Genomic DNA, 14,081 nt, shown 5'->3' on the forward strand with positions numbered 1-14,081 from the left:
AGTCCGGGCCTCGTGCGAGGAGGATCCGTCCGAGAGCAGGGTTGGAGGGGGCATGCGCGTCGTCATCGTCGAAGGCACCCCGTCCCTGCGGGACGCACTCGTCCGCCTGCTCACCGAGCGGGGGATAGAAGTGGTGGGCACGGCTGTCGATCATGACGAGTGTCTGTGCGAGGTCGCCCGCCTGTCGCCGGACGTCGTCGTGGTCGACATCCACCTGCCACCCGATCACCTGGACGAGGGGCTGAGGACGGTCCAGGCGATCCGTACCAGGCACCCGGAAGTCGGGATACTGGTCCTGTCGTCCCGCGCCGAGGCCGGATTCGTCCACCGGTTGGTCGGCCTGAGCCCTTCGGGCAGCATCGGCTGCACACTGAAGGAGCGCCTGGGCGACCCCGACACCCTCGTCGCCGCGCTGCGCCACGTGTACGCGGGTGACACGGACGTCGACCCAGGCACCAACTGGCCCGGCAGCGACCGCTAGTGCTTGCTACGGGCCGAACTTTCCCGCAGTCTGCGGGCCCAGAGAACGGAGGAACGCGAAGACACACGAAGGTACACGAAAGCGTGGAAGGAACGCCACGGGAATTCGGCCACCGGTCACTGGGCTCGCGCGGCCGTTATGTCCACGCTATCGCCGGTGATGCGGTGCCGCAGCTCACCCTCGTGCATCGCCAGGGGTGACGCCCAGCGCCGCCCCCAGCCGTGCGTCGACCGGGGATCCGGCACCCCAGCTCCCGTGCGATCTCCTTCGGCGATTGGGGTTCAGGCGCCGGCAGTCCCCATTTTCCGGGTGGTGAACCTCCGCCACACCGGTGCCTTGAAAAGGTGGGGGCTCGGGAAGAGGTAGTCGCCTGCGGGGGTGCCGGGTTCCACGCCCAGGAAGCGCCAGAAGTCGAACACGACCTCGGCGTCCAGACGTCCCCACCAGTCGCCGTCGCGGACCGGACGGTTCCTGGGGTCGTCGGACTCGAAGTCGAAGTCGTCGTATGACGGGTCCTCCTCGTCCGTGCTCGTCAGGTAGCCGCGGGCATGGTCAGGGTTCAGGTTCAGAGCCGGGAACTGGGCGACCAGTAGGTCCGGCCTGCCTCGTACGGAGCCGCTTGGGAAGTACTGCTGACCGGGGTTCACCCAGTGCAGGAACTGGTCGACCGTCGCGCCGTGGTGGAACAGCTCGTAGCCCCAGTTGTCGCCGTCGTACATGAAGGTCAGCAGCCCGGGGCAGTCGTACACGCGCGAAACGTGGAACTGTGCGCGGCGCCGCACGTCCCATTCCCAGCCGCGCGTCCACTTCAGCGCGGTCCAAGCGCCACTCGTCTGGTGCAGCGTATAGGCGTCGTCCTCCGCCGTGGCGTCAACCAGCTCGTGATCCTCTGCCTTCCAGAAGTCCGTCAGTGCCTCGTACACCTTCTGATGATCGACACCGTAGAACAAGTTGCATCGCAGAAACCCGCCCATGCGCCCCACCTCTTCGAGAAACCACGCAGAAACGCCAGGCCACACCGATGGACCAGATCCCCACCCAGCCAACGGGCCAGCGGCGGACATCATCGCTCAGCGACGGGACGCGCCCCAACACCATTTTCGTGGTTCCCGTGCCGTCCCTGTCATGGGAGGTAGGCCACCACAACGACAGGCACCCCCCGTTGTCCCTGCCACCGCTCGGTGCCTCACCGGCCAACCCACCGTGGCTGGGGCGGGTGGGCTTGAGCGGGCGTCAGCGGGCTGTGGTGACGGTGACGGAACGCCGGGTAGCGGCGGGCAGGCCGAGGGTAGCGCCGCGCATGAACTCTCCAAAGGGTGTGGGGGGTTGAGTTGGAGAGGCGCACACCAGCGGACCGCAGCCGCCCCGCGATGCGCTACGCGTATGGACTACCCACGACGACTCCCCCAAGCCATGTTCACCAACCGGTCACCGCCACCAGGACGAACAGGGTGAACCACCTGAGGGAAAGGAGAAGAAGAGAACCGACTCGGCATGGTGGCCCAGTGGACGACGATCCAGCACCCCTTTGAGCTTGCCCTTCCCGGAACGTCACAGGCCAGTGGGTGAGATCGCGCCGCCGGGCAGTTGGGGCTGCTGCCGCAGCGGGCGGGCGGCAGGCCACGGAGCGGAGGGCAAGACCTGCGCCAGCTGGTGGCGTACACGGTCGGCTTCACCACGAGCCTGGGCCGGCACATCACCGCGCTCTGCGACAAGGCGGTTGAAGATCGGGGTTTCCTGGAACATGTTGGGATCTGCCTTCTGAGGTTGGTGCGGCACGGCAACCGCCGAGCTGCGAGCCGATCATGTGACAGGTCGAGTATCCAATGCCGGGAGCAGGGGCAGTGACCAGCCGTATCCACCGTCGCCGCTTGGCACGCGGAGGCCGGCCACCCCCGGTCCGCGTTCCCGCACCGGATCGCCCGGTACGACACCTTTGACGCCCGCGAAGTAGCTGTCACCAGCCCTCAGATACGGCAACAGGTCGACTGCGAGCGGCTCGCCTTGGGGGACCTGGCGTAAGCGGCGCGCTCGGCCTCCTCGTTGGCCATCCGGACGGCGAGCGTCTCTATGTGCTCGGGGATCGGCGGTGTGCTCACTCTGCTCCCCACTCGACAAGACGCGGACGGAACGTCACGGAGAGGTTCGCGGCGCCGTCCCACTCGCCATGTGCCGTTCCCACCGCGAGGTCGATGCTCATGACGACGAGCGGGCCCGTGCCCGACCGCGTCGGCCAGCAGGCCAGCCGATACGGGTCCCGCTCCTCGACCCGATCCTCCGGGGCCGCCAGTTCATATCCACCGATCAGGTCGGGAAAGTCCTCGGCGTCCCAGGGGCCCTCCCAGGTCGGCTCCCCGAGAACGAAGCAGGCAGCCGTCAGGTACACGGGCCAGTCGCCGGCCGCCGCTTCCAGGACAGCAGGGTTGTCCTCGGCCGTCTCGGCCCGGCTCCCCACACCCAGTGGCCCTGCCGGCGCCAGCGGCTTGACGGTGCGCACGCACAGACGTCGGGTCGACCGAGATCGACTGACGGCGGGGCTGCGGGACAGTTTGGACGGGCGCTCGGCGGGGTGCCTGACGAGGCTCCGGCTCAGGAACTGAAGACTCGTCAGAGCCATCACTGTCCTGGTTCACCGCCGGACCTCTCCGCGCGGAGCATGGAGAAGATCACCTGATCGTGCCACTGACCGCCGCGCCATTGTGCCGAGCGCAGCACTCCCTCCCTGACGAAGCCCGCCTTCTCCAACGCACGCTGCTCGGCGAGGTTGGCGCAGTCCGTCCAGGCTTGGAGCCGTTCGGCCCTGGTGTGGTCGAAGAGGTACTCGGCCAAGAGCCGCTGGGCCCGTGTGCCTATGCCGCGGCCGTGCGCTGCAGGGACCAGGCCGATCGCCAGGGTCCAGCAGGTGGAGGTGGCGGGCCGACCCCAGGCGCTGGCGAACCACTCGACCCGGCCCACCGTCCGGCCCGCCTCCGCGACGGCGAGCGTGCCGCCGTCGGGGCTGAGCAGGCCGGTCTCCGTGAACTGCCGACGCAGGCCAGCCGGTGAACCGAAGCCGAACCACTGGTACTGGCCGGTCCCCTCCGGGCCGTTGAACTCGCGCTCGAACAGGTCGAGATCGTCGGCGGTCACCGGGCGCAGCGTGATCTCATCGGGCATGAAACGACTCCTGATCCTCTCGACCACACGATTCGACCTCGTATGGCCAGCGTGGGCAACGACGGCGCCTGACTCTTCCACACGCCGTGCCGCGCGCCGGCAGGATGGGAACCCCGACGGTCACCGGGCGCGCACAACCCAGCGGGAGCAGCTCAACGAGCCCGGGGGCAATCCACAGCATGGGCGGCGTCGGAAAGGCGCAACCCGCCATCGAGTACGCCTACTGCCACGACGGAGGCCCTCGGGCGACAGGGGCGCCTTGCGGCGGCTCACCGTTGGCCGTCCCCGATGGCTGCGGATGCCTTCTCGTCGGGTGACCGCAGGACCACTCCGAAATGCTCGCCAGGCATGCCGGACCGCTCAGCCATGTCGACCAGCGCGCGGGCATGGTCAGCGTGGGTGATTCGACTGGTCAGGTCACCGACCCCGGTAAGTGCATATCCGCCGGTAGGTAGTGTGTGCGGGGCGAAGTCTCCCGCAGGGCTCACGGCAGTCCACTGCAGGTCGGACGCTTTGATCGCCTCCAGCGCAATGCGGTGTCCCAGGGAGAAGGGCCGGTACTCCGCCGGAAAGGCATCGGTGTCGACGGCCGGGACACTGGAGGCACCGGGCAGCAACGAGACGATGCTCACCCAGACCAGCCGGGCAACCCCCGCGTTCTGCAGACCGGTCACCAAGCCCATTGCCGCGGCCTGGAAGAAGGCTCTCGGATCAGTCTCACCGGGGGCCACGGCCGCGATCGCGACATCGTGGCCTGATGCTGCCCGCGCCACTGCTTCCGGGGCCGTGGTATCCGCGTCCGCGCTTCTCAAGGACATCACCCTGCAGCTAGCTCTGGGGAGCGGTACTGGATCAAGCCGTGAGGGTGTCTTCGTGCCGGGATCGGCAACGCTGCGCCACCGGGAGTACCTGGACTTCTTGCTGGCACGCCCGGCGAATGGGCCACATTCCGGGCTGGAAGAGGTGAGGGGTGCACATGCCGGCGCTCGCCGACAAGGTATGTCCTCACGAACAGTTCCGCCCTTCGGGGGCGGTGACGAACCGTCAGTTGAGCGTCGCGGTCGCCACGGCGCCGGGCTCGGGGCCGGCCTGGGCCACCCGTGATCCGTCGGGCGCCCACACTCCGGAGCCGCCGGAGGTCTCCCGGTACTCGCCGCTCGGCCCCGCCACGGTCGACAGCACGACCCATACGCCGTGCGCCCTTGCCCGCTCCTGCATGTGCCCGTCCCGGCACGCCGACTGCTCGGAGCCGGCGCCGTAGAGGGTGCTGGCGACATAGGCGTCGATGCCCAACGCCGCTGTTTCTGCGGCGTGCTGCGGCACCGCCGCATCGCGGCACACAGCCAGCCCCAGACGCCACCCGCCGATCTCCAGCACTGCCGGCTGTGCGCCCGGCGTGAAGCGGATCTTTTCGTCTCCGTGCAGGTGCATCTTCGCGTACGCCAGCGCAGCGCCCTCGCCCGTCACGGCCAGGGTCGCTATGTACTCGCGCCCGTCCTCGCCCTGCACCGGAGCACCGGCCAGCGCCATCGCCCCCGTGCTACGGCATGCGTCGGCGAGTGGAGCGAGGCGGGGGTCGTCCGCGGCCACGGCCGGGGCGGCGAGGTCGTAGCCCGTGAGTGAGAGCTCCGGGAAGACGACCAGGGGTGCCTGCGCGGTCAGCACTGCCTCGGCGTGCAGAGCGGCGTTGGCGGCGATGTCCAGATCGACGCAGCGGGGCTGCGCTACGGCGACGGTCAGTGGTTCAGGCACACGGCGCTCCAGGTCAGGCGGCGAGGGAGAACGTAGATCCATCTAAGCAGACCGTGATCTTGGTGGGCGGGAGCAAGTCAGGGGAGGGGTACGACCGTCGCCGTGGGGTGCGTCAGGGAGGAGGCGGTGCTCCGCTCGGCAGGCACGCCTCGCCACTCCTTGCCTTAAGATCACGCATGTCTTGATCAACTTCGGGCAACCATCGGGGGCACAGCGGACATGAACATATGGAGGGCTACGGTGGCTGTCCTGGCGGTGGCGGCGACCGTCGCGGGATGCGGGTCCGAGAAGCAGGCGGATGAAACGCCCAAGGCTTCGGACAAGGGCGCGTCGCCCACGGCGGAAAAGTTCGCAGCCGACCCAGGTATCCGCTACACCAAGGTTGTCCCGCCGGCGATGGAAGGCCTGGTCTGCGACGAAGGCGACGGAGGATTCCGCTTCGGCAGCGACCTCGACATCGGCGTCTACGGCGATGACGGCTTGAAGGAGATCGACGACGACAGCGGTGACGTCGCCGACGAGATCTCCTGCTTCGGCAGCCCACGCATCGTCCTCCGCAAGGGCACGCAGTCGGTCTCGGCACCCACGTTCACCGCCAGGACGAGCCTGTACGAGAACGTCCCCGATCCCACGGCCTCCCTGACCAAGATCTTCGACCATTCCATGAAGCTCAGCGTGAGCTACGGCCGCAACCTCACCGGCAAGCCGCACATCTCCACGAGCCGCACTATGGTGACGAAGTGTCAGCAGAACGTCACTGACACCTTCCCCATGACCACATGCTTCTGGGCCAACTACAGAGCGGTCGGTGCCGTCGACTTCTTCCCGCCGGACGGCCAGTACGTGCCGATCGCCTCGGCCGCCGCGCTGACGAAGGACTTCGTCGGTGGTGCGCTCAAGGGCACGGGCGGCTCCTGACAACTCCGCGCGACCCACCCTTACCGAGGGAGACGCGTGGAAGCTGTGGGGACTGCTCACGCCGCACTGGGCCTTCGCGGTCGTCGCGTCAGTCGACGAGGACGCCCGGGTTCAGGATGTGATGGGGGTCGAGGGCGTCCTTGGCGGCGCGCAGTGCCAGTGCGAAGGGCTCCGGGCGCTGGAGGTCGTAGGCGGGGCGGTGGTCGCGGCCGACGGCGTGGTGGTGGGTGATGGTCGCGCGGTGGCGGTGCAGGACGTCACTCGCGGCGGCCTTGATGTCGTCCCAGACGGAGACCTCGTCGCCGGGTCGGCCGGCGACGGCCACGGTGAAGTAGGGGGCGGCGCCGTCCGGGTAGACGTGGGTCAGGCGGCAGTTGACGGTGGCCGGGTGGCCGGTGGCCTTCAACGCGGCGGCGCCGACCTCGGTGCGGACCGCGTCGATCAGGGCGGGAATCTTGTCCCAGGTGGCGGCGGTCTCGAAGGTCTCGACGACGGCGCCCATGCGGGCCAGGCCGTCGCGCAGGTAGGGCATACGCAGGAACGCCGAGCGCCAGGCACTCACGGCCGAGTCGGCCGGGGCGTTGTGGTCCGCCGTCGGCGTCCTGGCGCGGCCCCCGTGGGCGCGGGCCAGGTCCAGCGCGCTCGTGAGGCGGTCGTCGACGCGGGTGGTCGCGGATTCGAAGCCCAGGACCAGCACGGCGGATCCGTCGTGCGAGGCACCGGCCAGCAGTGCCTCACCGGAATCGAGCAGCCGGCAGTTGGCCGGGGCGAGGTCGGACTGGGCGATGGCACGCACCGCGTCGAGCGCGCGGTGGAAGTCGGCGAAGGCGACAGACGCCGAGGCCTTGTGGCGCGGGCGCTCCTGCAGGCGCATCCACGCTTCGGTGATGACCCCGAGCGCGCCCTCGGAGCCGAGGAACAGGCGGTCGGGCGAGGGTCCGGCGCCGGAGGCGGGCAGACGCCAGGACGTGCAGGGGCCGGCGGGCGTGACCACCCGCAGGGATTGCACGAAGTCATCGATGTGGGTGCGGACGGTCGCGTAGTGGCCGCCGGCCCGGGTGGCCAGCCAGCCGCCGAGGGTCGAGAACTCGAAGCTCTGCGGGAAATGGCGCAGCGTGAGGCCGTGGGGCCGCAGCTGCTCCTCCAGCACGGGACCGAGCGCGCCGGCCTGGATGCGGGCTGAGCGGCTGGTGGTGTCGATCTCCAGAACCCGGTCCATCGAGGTCAGATCCAGCGACAGCACGGCGCGGTGGTCGTCGCTGCGGTACTCGATGCCGCCGACCACCGAGGAGCCGCCGCCGAAGGGGATGACGGCCACGCCGTGCTCGCCCGCCCAGTCCAGCAGGTCGGCGACCTCTTGGTCGTCGGTCGGTCGGGCGACCAGGTCGGGGATCCGGCCCGGTCGGCCGCGCAGGGCCCGGATGACGTCGCGGTAGGCCTTGCCCATGGCGTGAGCGGCCCGCGCTTCGGGGTCGCTGGTGACCAGGTGCGCCAGTGCGGGCGGAGGTGTCGCGCCGGGGCGGGTGACGGGCAGGTCGGTGACCCGGGGTATCGGCAGCGGGCGGGCCAGGGTGCCGGGCAGCAGGGCGCCCATGGCGGTGCATTCGGCGTCGTCGGGGTGGGCGTCGGCGTAGCCCCAGCCCCACCAGGAGCGGGTGCGGGAGGTGCCGGGGTCGGACGGGAGGGCAGGCATGGGTGTGCTCCCAGCTGTATCCAGGTAATTGACCGAGCGGTAAATTACCCTAGGGTTATATTGGTCCCATGACAACGCCCCCCTCCAGAGCCGGCACCAAGGGCGTGCCCAGGGCCGCACGCGAGCGCCAGGTCCTGGCCGCGGCCACCGAGGAGTTCGGCCGCCACGGCTACGAGGTCACCACCGTTGCCGCCATCGCCGCCCGCGTGGGCGTCACCAAGCCACTGCTGCACCACTACTTCGGCAGCAAGCAGGACCTCTACATCGCCTGCCTGAACCTGGTCGGCGACCGGCTGCTGGACGCGATCCGTGCCGCGATGGCCCAACACCACCCCGGTGCGCCGCCCACTCCCCTGCGCGTGCTGCACGGCCTGTTCACCGCCCTGGACGGGCAGCGCGAAGCGTGGTTCGTCCTCTACGACGCCACGCTGCCGCCCGACAGCGACGCCGCCCGGCGCGCGGCGTACTACCGCGGCGCCATCGACGATCTCGCCACGCTCGGCACCGCCGACCTCCTGCACGCGGCCGGATCCAACGACCCGCTCGACGCCGACGCCCTCAAATACGCCTGGCGCGGCCTGTGCACCGCCCTGGTCCGCTGGTGGGTCAACCACCCTGACCAGTCACCGGAAGCCATGGCGCAACGCTGTGCGCGGCTCTTCGCGGCCAGCCGCAGCGTCTTCACCGACAGCGACGAGAACATGTGAGCCGGACCGTCGACCCGGCCACTCCGGTGGGGCTGCAGGTCCGAGTGCTGAACCGGCACCGACGCCGGCCTCCGGTCGGGCGGCTCGGCAGCCGGCCCGCGTAGAGGGGTGGACGAAGAAGAGGGGGACGCCGTAGAAGGGTGGACGGCGAAGCCCGCGGACTAAGGCTGGAGCACCAGGTCGCGCTGGTACCACGTGCCTGGCTTGCCGCCAAGGTCGGCCGGGTCGGCTGGGCCGACCGGGACGAACCCGGCCTTGGTCAGCACCTTCTGGGACGCGACATTCACGCGTGCGGTGGCCGCCCGCAGGGTGCGCAGCCCGTGCCGCGCCGCCGCCAGCCGGCACAGCTCCCGGACGGTCGCGGTCGCCACGCCCCGACCGGCGACGTGCTGCGCGACCCGGTAGCCGAGTTCCGCGGTGCGATCCTCGATGTCGACCAGGTTGAACCTGCCCAGTACCGAGCCGTCCTCGGCGACGAGTACATGGAAGGCGCAGATGCCGGCCGCCTGCTCAGCCAGCAAGGCGTTGTACCGGTCGGTGAACTGGTCGAAGTAGTCGTCGCCGCGGTCGGGGACCGAGGCGGCGAAGTAGGTGCGGTTCGCCAGCTCGAAGGCCAGGACCGCCGGGGCATGACGAGCGTGCAGACGCTTCAGCTCGGGCATCGCCCGACTCTACCGAGATCGTGCGCCGAGGCCATCCGAGTTTCCGCCGGCGGCAGACGGGGCCTGCGCGATCCGCTTCGCCGGACCGGCCGTCCGGTACTCCGCGGGGCTTGACCTCGCCTGGTCATTCTCTGGCTCCGACCGCCTCGTTGTCCTCCTCCGCCGCACCAGTGCGCGTGTCTGCGCCCCTCTCCTGGTCCATGAGCCGCGGCAGGAGCTCCTCGACGGCGGTGTTCAGGTGTAGTTGGAGCTGGTGGTGCGGGAAGAAGAACCCGCTGTCGGTGCGGTGGAGCAGGATGCGCTCCTCCGCCTCGTGCAGGAACCGCCGGTACCGGTAGGGGGTGCGCCCCCGGTACGCCAGGATCGCCCTGATCGTCCAGTGCCGCAGGACGGCCAGCCCTCCGTACCGGAAGCCCCGGACCACGGCGAACAGCATGCCGAGCAGGGCGGCGACGAAGCCGGCCCGGCGCAGGTCGTGGCCGGGCACGGCGAAGCCGATCAGCACGAGCAGGCCGATGCCGCCCACCGCCAGCCCTGCGAAGCCGTGGACCAGCGAGAATCGGACCGTGCGGCGTACACCGTCGTTGGGGCGTGGGCGGCGGTCCTGCAGCGAGGGCTCGAACTGATTGCCGACGAGGTAGATCAGGCCCATCAGCAGGGCGGAGGCCGGGCCGATCCACGGTGGCTTCGGGCAGAGCAGGTGGACGACGTACCCGAGCAGGCAGTCGATGGCGATCCACAGCAGCACGGACAGTGTGCCGCGCGCCAGCGGTGAGTGGATCACGTACTCCCGCCGCCGCCAGGTCCACCGCAGCTGCTCCACCGGCTGGAACACATCGGTGTAGCCGGCTTCCATCTGCGTGAGCGCGACCCAGAAGTAGGCGAGTCCCACCACGACACATCCGGGCGCGCTCAGGTCGGCCCTCACCATGAAGACCAACCAGGCCAGCAGGAGAAGCATCAGGGGCGCGTTGGCCATCATGGGGATCACCAGGGCCCCGCGCTCCCGGCCGGTACGGGCCTCGTCCCCGTCCTCGCGTTCGTCGGTCTTCAGGAAGTGCCGCTCCGACTGGTACGCCTGTGCGCCGATGTTGACGGCCATGGCCAGGGCGAGGGCGTCAGCGTCACGGAGGCTGGTGTGCAGCACGCCGGCCCGGACGGCGACCGTCAGCCACACCAGGGGCAGTCCGAGGGCGAGGAACGACATGGTCACGTTGGGGATGATCCGCGGGATGATCCCTTCGGTGCGGGACAACCAGCTCAGGTCCAGCCGGTCCAGGTAGAGCACCCGTTCCTCACGTGCGGTGAGCGTCCGGGCCAGCCAGGTCAGCCAGGTCAGGGTCCGCTCGGGGGCCTCGTCCGCTCTCGGGCGCTCGCGTCGCAGGCATTCCCGTGTGTACGCGTCGAAGATCCGGTTGCGACGCTCGGCGAGGCTGCCGGGGGCGCGCAGGTCACTGGCCGGCCGGTTGCGGTAGGTGAGCCTGATGAAGCTGAGCATCATCGGCGACTGGAACAGCGGCCACAGGTCCAGGTCTTCCTTCAGCGCGGCGTGGACGTCTGCGAGGGCTTCCCGGTCCTCTTCGAGGAACTCCTGTACGTCGCGCTGGTTGGGGGGCTGGATCTCGACGTAGCGCAGCGCACGGAGGTCGAAGGCCAGTCGGCGCAGGTCGGCCTCGTCCGTCCGGCAGCCGACGGCGATGCCCGGGCAGAGCCGGCGCAGGCGCCGGAGTTCGGCGACGCACTTGGGGCGGTCCCGCTCCGGCACCTCGTCCAGCCCGTCCAGCACGGGCAGCAGTCGGTGCTCGCTCAGCCAGGTCCGCACCAGCACGCCCGAGACGCCCCGGTAGGTTCTCATGGCGGCGGCCAGCCACTCCTCGATGGGTTCGCCTCGGTAGGTGTCCAGCCGTAAGAAGACCGGGACGTGGAGGGGTTCGCCGGTGTCGGGGCTGCTCAGCGCCTCCACGGCCAGCCGGTGGGCGAGCCGGGCCAGCTGGGTGGTCTTCCCCATGCCCGGCCTGCCGAGCACCACCAACTCGTCGGTGTCCCCGTAGAGCGCGCGGATGTTCGTCACCCCGGTCGGCACCGGCACGGGCTCGGATCGCCGGGCTCTGCTCGTGCGGCGTCTGCGGCGTCCGCGGCCGAGGGGCCCCCGGTCCGGCTGCTTCTCGGTGAGGATCACGAAATGGGGCGTGAGGTAGTGGTAGGCCTCGGCCCGGCCGAGTTCGACGGCAGTCCGGTCCCTGACTTGCTTGACGAGCCGGCGACGCATCCGTATCGCGTTGCTGTCGCGGCGGGCCCGGGCCGGCCAGGTGACGGCCATGACGACCCACGCGACGAGCATCTGTACAAGTCGCCGAACGGGATAGCGGCGCTCACCCGCACCGGGAGCGGTCGAGTCCGTATCCGGCGCGGCACCGGCTTCCGTGCCGTCGCCACCCGTGTCGCCCGCCTCGCCCTCGTCCTCCACCCCGGGCAGCAGGAGACGATCCGGTTGCTGCTCCTCGTCACCCGCCTCGTGCTGCATCCGTGCCGCATGCCACCGCGGCTCCCACTCATCGGCGTCCCCGCCCAGAGCTGTGACGATCGACCGGAACGGGAGCAGCTGCGGGCGCCGCTTGCCGGAGAACGACTCGGAGACATAGGACCGGCTGATATGGGCGGCCTTGGCCAGTGCGATGACCGTGGGGCGGTCGCCTGGGTCGAGTGCTTCGTAGAGCTCGTCGAAAACACGGCGCATCAGCGCCACCCAGGGCCGTAACTCCGGTGCGGCTGCAGCGGGGTCCGGGCGTTGCGGACCCTTGCGCTGGTAGCCGGACCCTCCTGCCATCCCGTTCTCCTTGTTCACGAGCCGTGTATTCCTGTTCACGCGTTCGCAGCTGCCGGAAGTGCCTGGTCGGCGGCGTGCGGCAGGTCGTAGAACTGTGCTCGTCGGACGGCGCTGACCGATCCCGCCGCAACCACCCCCTACGGCCCCGGTGTGCTCATCCTGGCCTGCGTGGCGCGATTTGTCCGGCCAACTGCTCGTTTCCGAGACTGACTTGACGTATCCGAGGAGTCCTCAGATGGCAGCTTCACGCCTTCTCGCCTCTCTCAGTGGCGTTTTGACCGGGTTGGGGGTGCCGGCCGAGGCACCGTGGTGGGTGCACGTCTCACTGACGCTCACGACACTCCTGGTCCTGCGCGCCGAGGCCCTCGTCAACGCCCACAACGAGGTCCGCCGCGGTCTCCACGAAAGCCGCCTCCTGTCCGAGCTCCCCCGTCGGCAGGCCCTCGCCTACCTCCGCGAGGTCCGGCGCTCTCGTCCCCGTCGCCGATGAAGTGCTGTCCGCGCCCGGCCTGGTGGTGGAGGAACAGGCCGACGGCCCGACGCAGCAAAGGAGTCGGGGGGAGGCGCAGGTTCCGTACGCGCCCTGGACCATCACGGTCCAGTCAGCCACGACCGTCCGGCCACCTGCACCGCCGTTCCGGTGCTCTTCCTACGAGCCCTCCCGGCATGACCGGCGGTGCGGCCTTGACGCTCGAACCCCGCGACCATCCCGGCGTGGGATCCGCCGCGGCCGACGCGAGGGGGACACCACTGCGCGTCTGCCGCGGCGATAGCGAGACGCGTCTACGGGTACGTGCCCGCGCGGCGTCCACCCTGTCCCGGTCGTGGTCGATGCCGATGACGGCGCCGGTGGGGTGACTGCCTGGGCGAGCGCATCGAGGTCGGTTCTCGGGACCACAGCCGAGGTAGACCACGCGGTGCCCGGCACGCAGTTCCAGTTCGTCGAGCATGCGCCGCTTGTAGGAGCGGCCGAGATCGCTCGCGGCGAGCCGGTCGATATAGGTGACGGAATCGGGTGTGGCCGTCTCGAACGCGGAGGACGTCATGCGTTCAAGTCAGCCAACTGCGTGAGCCGCACATATGCCATATGTGTGTACTGGGAACACGAAGGCCCCCCGGTGAGGCGGCCGACGATGCCGACGAGGCCCAGGGAGCGCTCGACGTTGCACTTGCAGCACTGTGGAGGCAGCGGCAGCCGTCCTCGGCGGTCTACGCCTGCTCCACAGCACGCCCTCGGCAGGCTCACGACCCAGCCTAGACCTTCGAGTCCTTCTTCCAGTCCTGGACAAGGAGCCCGAGCAGCACCTCGTCCAGGAACTCGCCCATCACCCAGGCCGAGGAGCGCAGCACGCCCTCGCGGACGAAACCGTTGCGCTCGGCGGAGCGCAGCATCGCGGCGTTGTCCGACAGAGTCTCGATCTGGAGCCGCTGCAGGCCGCGCACGACGAAACCGTAGTGGCACAGCACCCCGACCACATCGGTGCCGTAGCCCTTGCCGCGGCAGGACGGCAACAGCCCCAGCCCGATGTGCGCGCACCGGTTGTGGTTGTCGATGCCCCACAGCGTCGCCGTACCGACCAGCGTGCCGCCGTCCAGTTCCACGACGGAGAAGGGGACGTGCCCTTGCTCCGTGTCATCCACCACGAGCCGTGGATCCTTCGAGCTGGACGAGATCGGCCGCCACGGCCGGCCGTCGGCCCGCGAGGAGTTGACCACGTCGTCGTAGAGCTCGGCCCGCAGGATCGGAATGTCGTCCTCGTGCCGCGCCCTGAGCGCAACCTTGGTGCCTCTTAGAGCTCCTAACGGAATGCGGTTCGCAGGCGGCGCCAGCAGATCAGCGAGCAGGCGAGCTTGAGGAACGCCTCGTGGATGTCGTCGCGGATCT

Annotated in this window: 14 protein-coding genes; 4 read left to right on the forward strand and 10 right to left on the reverse strand. The window is 69.7% G+C overall.

Annotated elements, in window-relative coordinates:
- Positions 1 to 52 precede the first annotated feature (52 nt).
- Positions 53 to 481: a response regulator gene (locus IO33_RS0140765; RefSeq protein ID WP_051927280.1), complete on the forward strand. Its 429-nt coding sequence runs from the start codon at positions 53 to 55 to the stop codon at positions 479 to 481.
- A gap of 281 nt (positions 482 to 762) precedes the next feature.
- Here IO33_RS0140765 and IO33_RS0140770 read toward each other — a convergent pair whose 3' ends face one another.
- The 6 genes from IO33_RS0140770 to IO33_RS0140795 all read right to left on the reverse strand — a co-directional run bounded on the left by IO33_RS0140770 (position 763) and on the right by IO33_RS0140795 (position 5,389).
- A complete protein-coding gene (locus tag IO33_RS0140770; protein WP_157858052.1) occupies positions 763 to 1,404 on the reverse strand; it encodes a hypothetical protein in 642 nt (213 codons plus the stop codon).
- A 1,044-nt stretch (positions 1,405 to 2,448) separates the two neighbouring features.
- A complete protein-coding gene (locus tag IO33_RS53680; RefSeq protein ID WP_280921961.1) occupies positions 2,449 to 2,580 on the reverse strand; it encodes a hypothetical protein in 132 nt (43 codons plus the stop codon).
- On the reverse strand, positions 2,577 to 2,978 hold the full coding sequence (locus tag IO33_RS46355) for a hypothetical protein (RefSeq protein ID WP_157858053.1): 402 nt from the start codon (positions 2,976 to 2,978) through the stop codon (positions 2,577 to 2,579). The genes IO33_RS53680 and IO33_RS46355 overlap by 4 nt, the downstream gene beginning before the upstream one ends.
- A 119-nt stretch (positions 2,979 to 3,097) precedes the next feature.
- Positions 3,098 to 3,637: a GNAT family N-acetyltransferase gene (locus tag IO33_RS0140785; protein ID WP_031174161.1), complete on the reverse strand. Its 540-nt coding sequence runs from the start codon at positions 3,635 to 3,637 to the stop codon at positions 3,098 to 3,100.
- A 269-nt stretch (positions 3,638 to 3,906) separates the two neighbouring features.
- Complete coding sequence (locus tag IO33_RS0140790; protein WP_157858054.1) at positions 3,907 to 4,449, reverse strand: NAD(P)-dependent oxidoreductase; 543 nt, start codon at positions 4,447 to 4,449, stop codon at positions 3,907 to 3,909.
- 232 nt (positions 4,450 to 4,681) lie between these two features.
- Complete coding sequence (locus tag IO33_RS0140795; protein ID WP_031174163.1) at positions 4,682 to 5,389, reverse strand: carbon-nitrogen hydrolase family protein; 708 nt, start codon at positions 5,387 to 5,389, stop codon at positions 4,682 to 4,684.
- A 255-nt stretch (positions 5,390 to 5,644) separates the two neighbouring features.
- Here IO33_RS0140795 and IO33_RS0140800 point away from each other — a divergent pair, with 255 nt between their 5' ends.
- A complete protein-coding gene (locus IO33_RS0140800; RefSeq protein ID WP_157858055.1) occupies positions 5,645 to 6,307 on the forward strand; it encodes a hypothetical protein in 663 nt (220 codons plus the stop codon).
- An 88-nt stretch (positions 6,308 to 6,395) separates the two neighbouring features.
- Here the strand turns inward: IO33_RS0140800 and IO33_RS0140805 are convergent, their stop codons facing one another.
- Positions 6,396 to 8,000, reverse strand: a complete 1,605-nt coding sequence (locus IO33_RS0140805) for an FAD-binding oxidoreductase (RefSeq protein WP_031174165.1) — start codon at positions 7,998 to 8,000, stop codon at positions 6,396 to 6,398.
- 68 nt (positions 8,001 to 8,068) lie between these two features.
- On the opposite strand from IO33_RS0140805, the gene IO33_RS0140810 reads away from it, so the two are divergent.
- Entirely contained in the window at positions 8,069 to 8,707 is a 639-nt protein-coding gene (locus IO33_RS0140810; RefSeq protein WP_031174166.1) for a TetR/AcrR family transcriptional regulator, read from the forward strand.
- Positions 8,708 to 8,868: 161 nt separating this feature from the next.
- Here IO33_RS0140810 and IO33_RS0140815 read toward each other — a convergent pair whose 3' ends face one another.
- Both IO33_RS0140815 and IO33_RS0140820 read right to left on the reverse strand, forming a co-directional pair.
- Complete coding sequence (locus IO33_RS0140815) at positions 8,869 to 9,369, reverse strand: GNAT family N-acetyltransferase (RefSeq protein ID WP_031174167.1); 501 nt, start codon at positions 9,367 to 9,369, stop codon at positions 8,869 to 8,871.
- A gap of 124 nt (positions 9,370 to 9,493) precedes the next feature.
- Entirely contained in the window at positions 9,494 to 12,196 is a 2,703-nt protein-coding gene (locus IO33_RS0140820) for an NACHT domain-containing protein (RefSeq protein WP_157858056.1), read from the reverse strand.
- A 235-nt stretch (positions 12,197 to 12,431) separates the two neighbouring features.
- On the opposite strand from IO33_RS0140820, the gene IO33_RS50875 reads away from it, so the two are divergent.
- A complete protein-coding gene (locus tag IO33_RS50875; protein ID WP_157858057.1) occupies positions 12,432 to 12,686 on the forward strand; it encodes a hypothetical protein in 255 nt (84 codons plus the stop codon).
- Positions 12,687 to 13,450: 764 nt separating this feature from the next.
- Here the strand turns inward: IO33_RS50875 and IO33_RS0140830 are convergent.
- Positions 13,451 to 14,005: a GNAT family N-acetyltransferase gene (locus tag IO33_RS0140830; protein WP_031174170.1), complete on the reverse strand. Its 555-nt coding sequence runs from the start codon at positions 14,003 to 14,005 to the stop codon at positions 13,451 to 13,453.
- Positions 14,006 to 14,081 lie beyond the last annotated feature (76 nt).

The sequence above is a fragment of the Streptomyces durhamensis genome, from assembly GCF_000725475.1.
In the GTDB taxonomy this organism is placed as follows: domain Bacteria; phylum Actinomycetota; class Actinomycetes; order Streptomycetales; family Streptomycetaceae; genus Streptomyces; species Streptomyces filipinensis.

Excerpts from the sequence above, each read along its gene's own strand:
- IO33_RS0140765 (WP_051927280.1), top strand. The coding sequence starts at position 53 with ATGCGCGTCGTCATCGTCGAAGGCACCCCGTCCCTGCGGGACGCACTC.
- IO33_RS0140785 (WP_031174161.1), bottom strand. The coding sequence starts at position 3,637 with ATGCCCGATGAGATCACGCTGCGCCCGGTGACCGCCGACGATCTCGAC.
- IO33_RS0140805 (WP_031174165.1), bottom strand. The coding sequence starts at position 8,000 with ATGCCTGCCCTCCCGTCCGACCCCGGCACCTCCCGCACCCGCTCCTGG.
- IO33_RS0140810 (WP_031174166.1), top strand. The coding sequence starts at position 8,069 with ATGACAACGCCCCCCTCCAGAGCCGGCACCAAGGGCGTGCCCAGGGCC.
- IO33_RS0140815 (WP_031174167.1), bottom strand. The coding sequence starts at position 9,369 with ATGCCCGAGCTGAAGCGTCTGCACGCTCGTCATGCCCCGGCGGTCCTG.
- IO33_RS0140820 (WP_157858056.1), bottom strand. The coding sequence starts at position 12,196 with ATGGCAGGAGGGTCCGGCTACCAGCGCAAGGGTCCGCAACGCCCGGAC.
- IO33_RS50875 (WP_157858057.1), top strand. The coding sequence starts at position 12,432 with ATGGCAGCTTCACGCCTTCTCGCCTCTCTCAGTGGCGTTTTGACCGGG.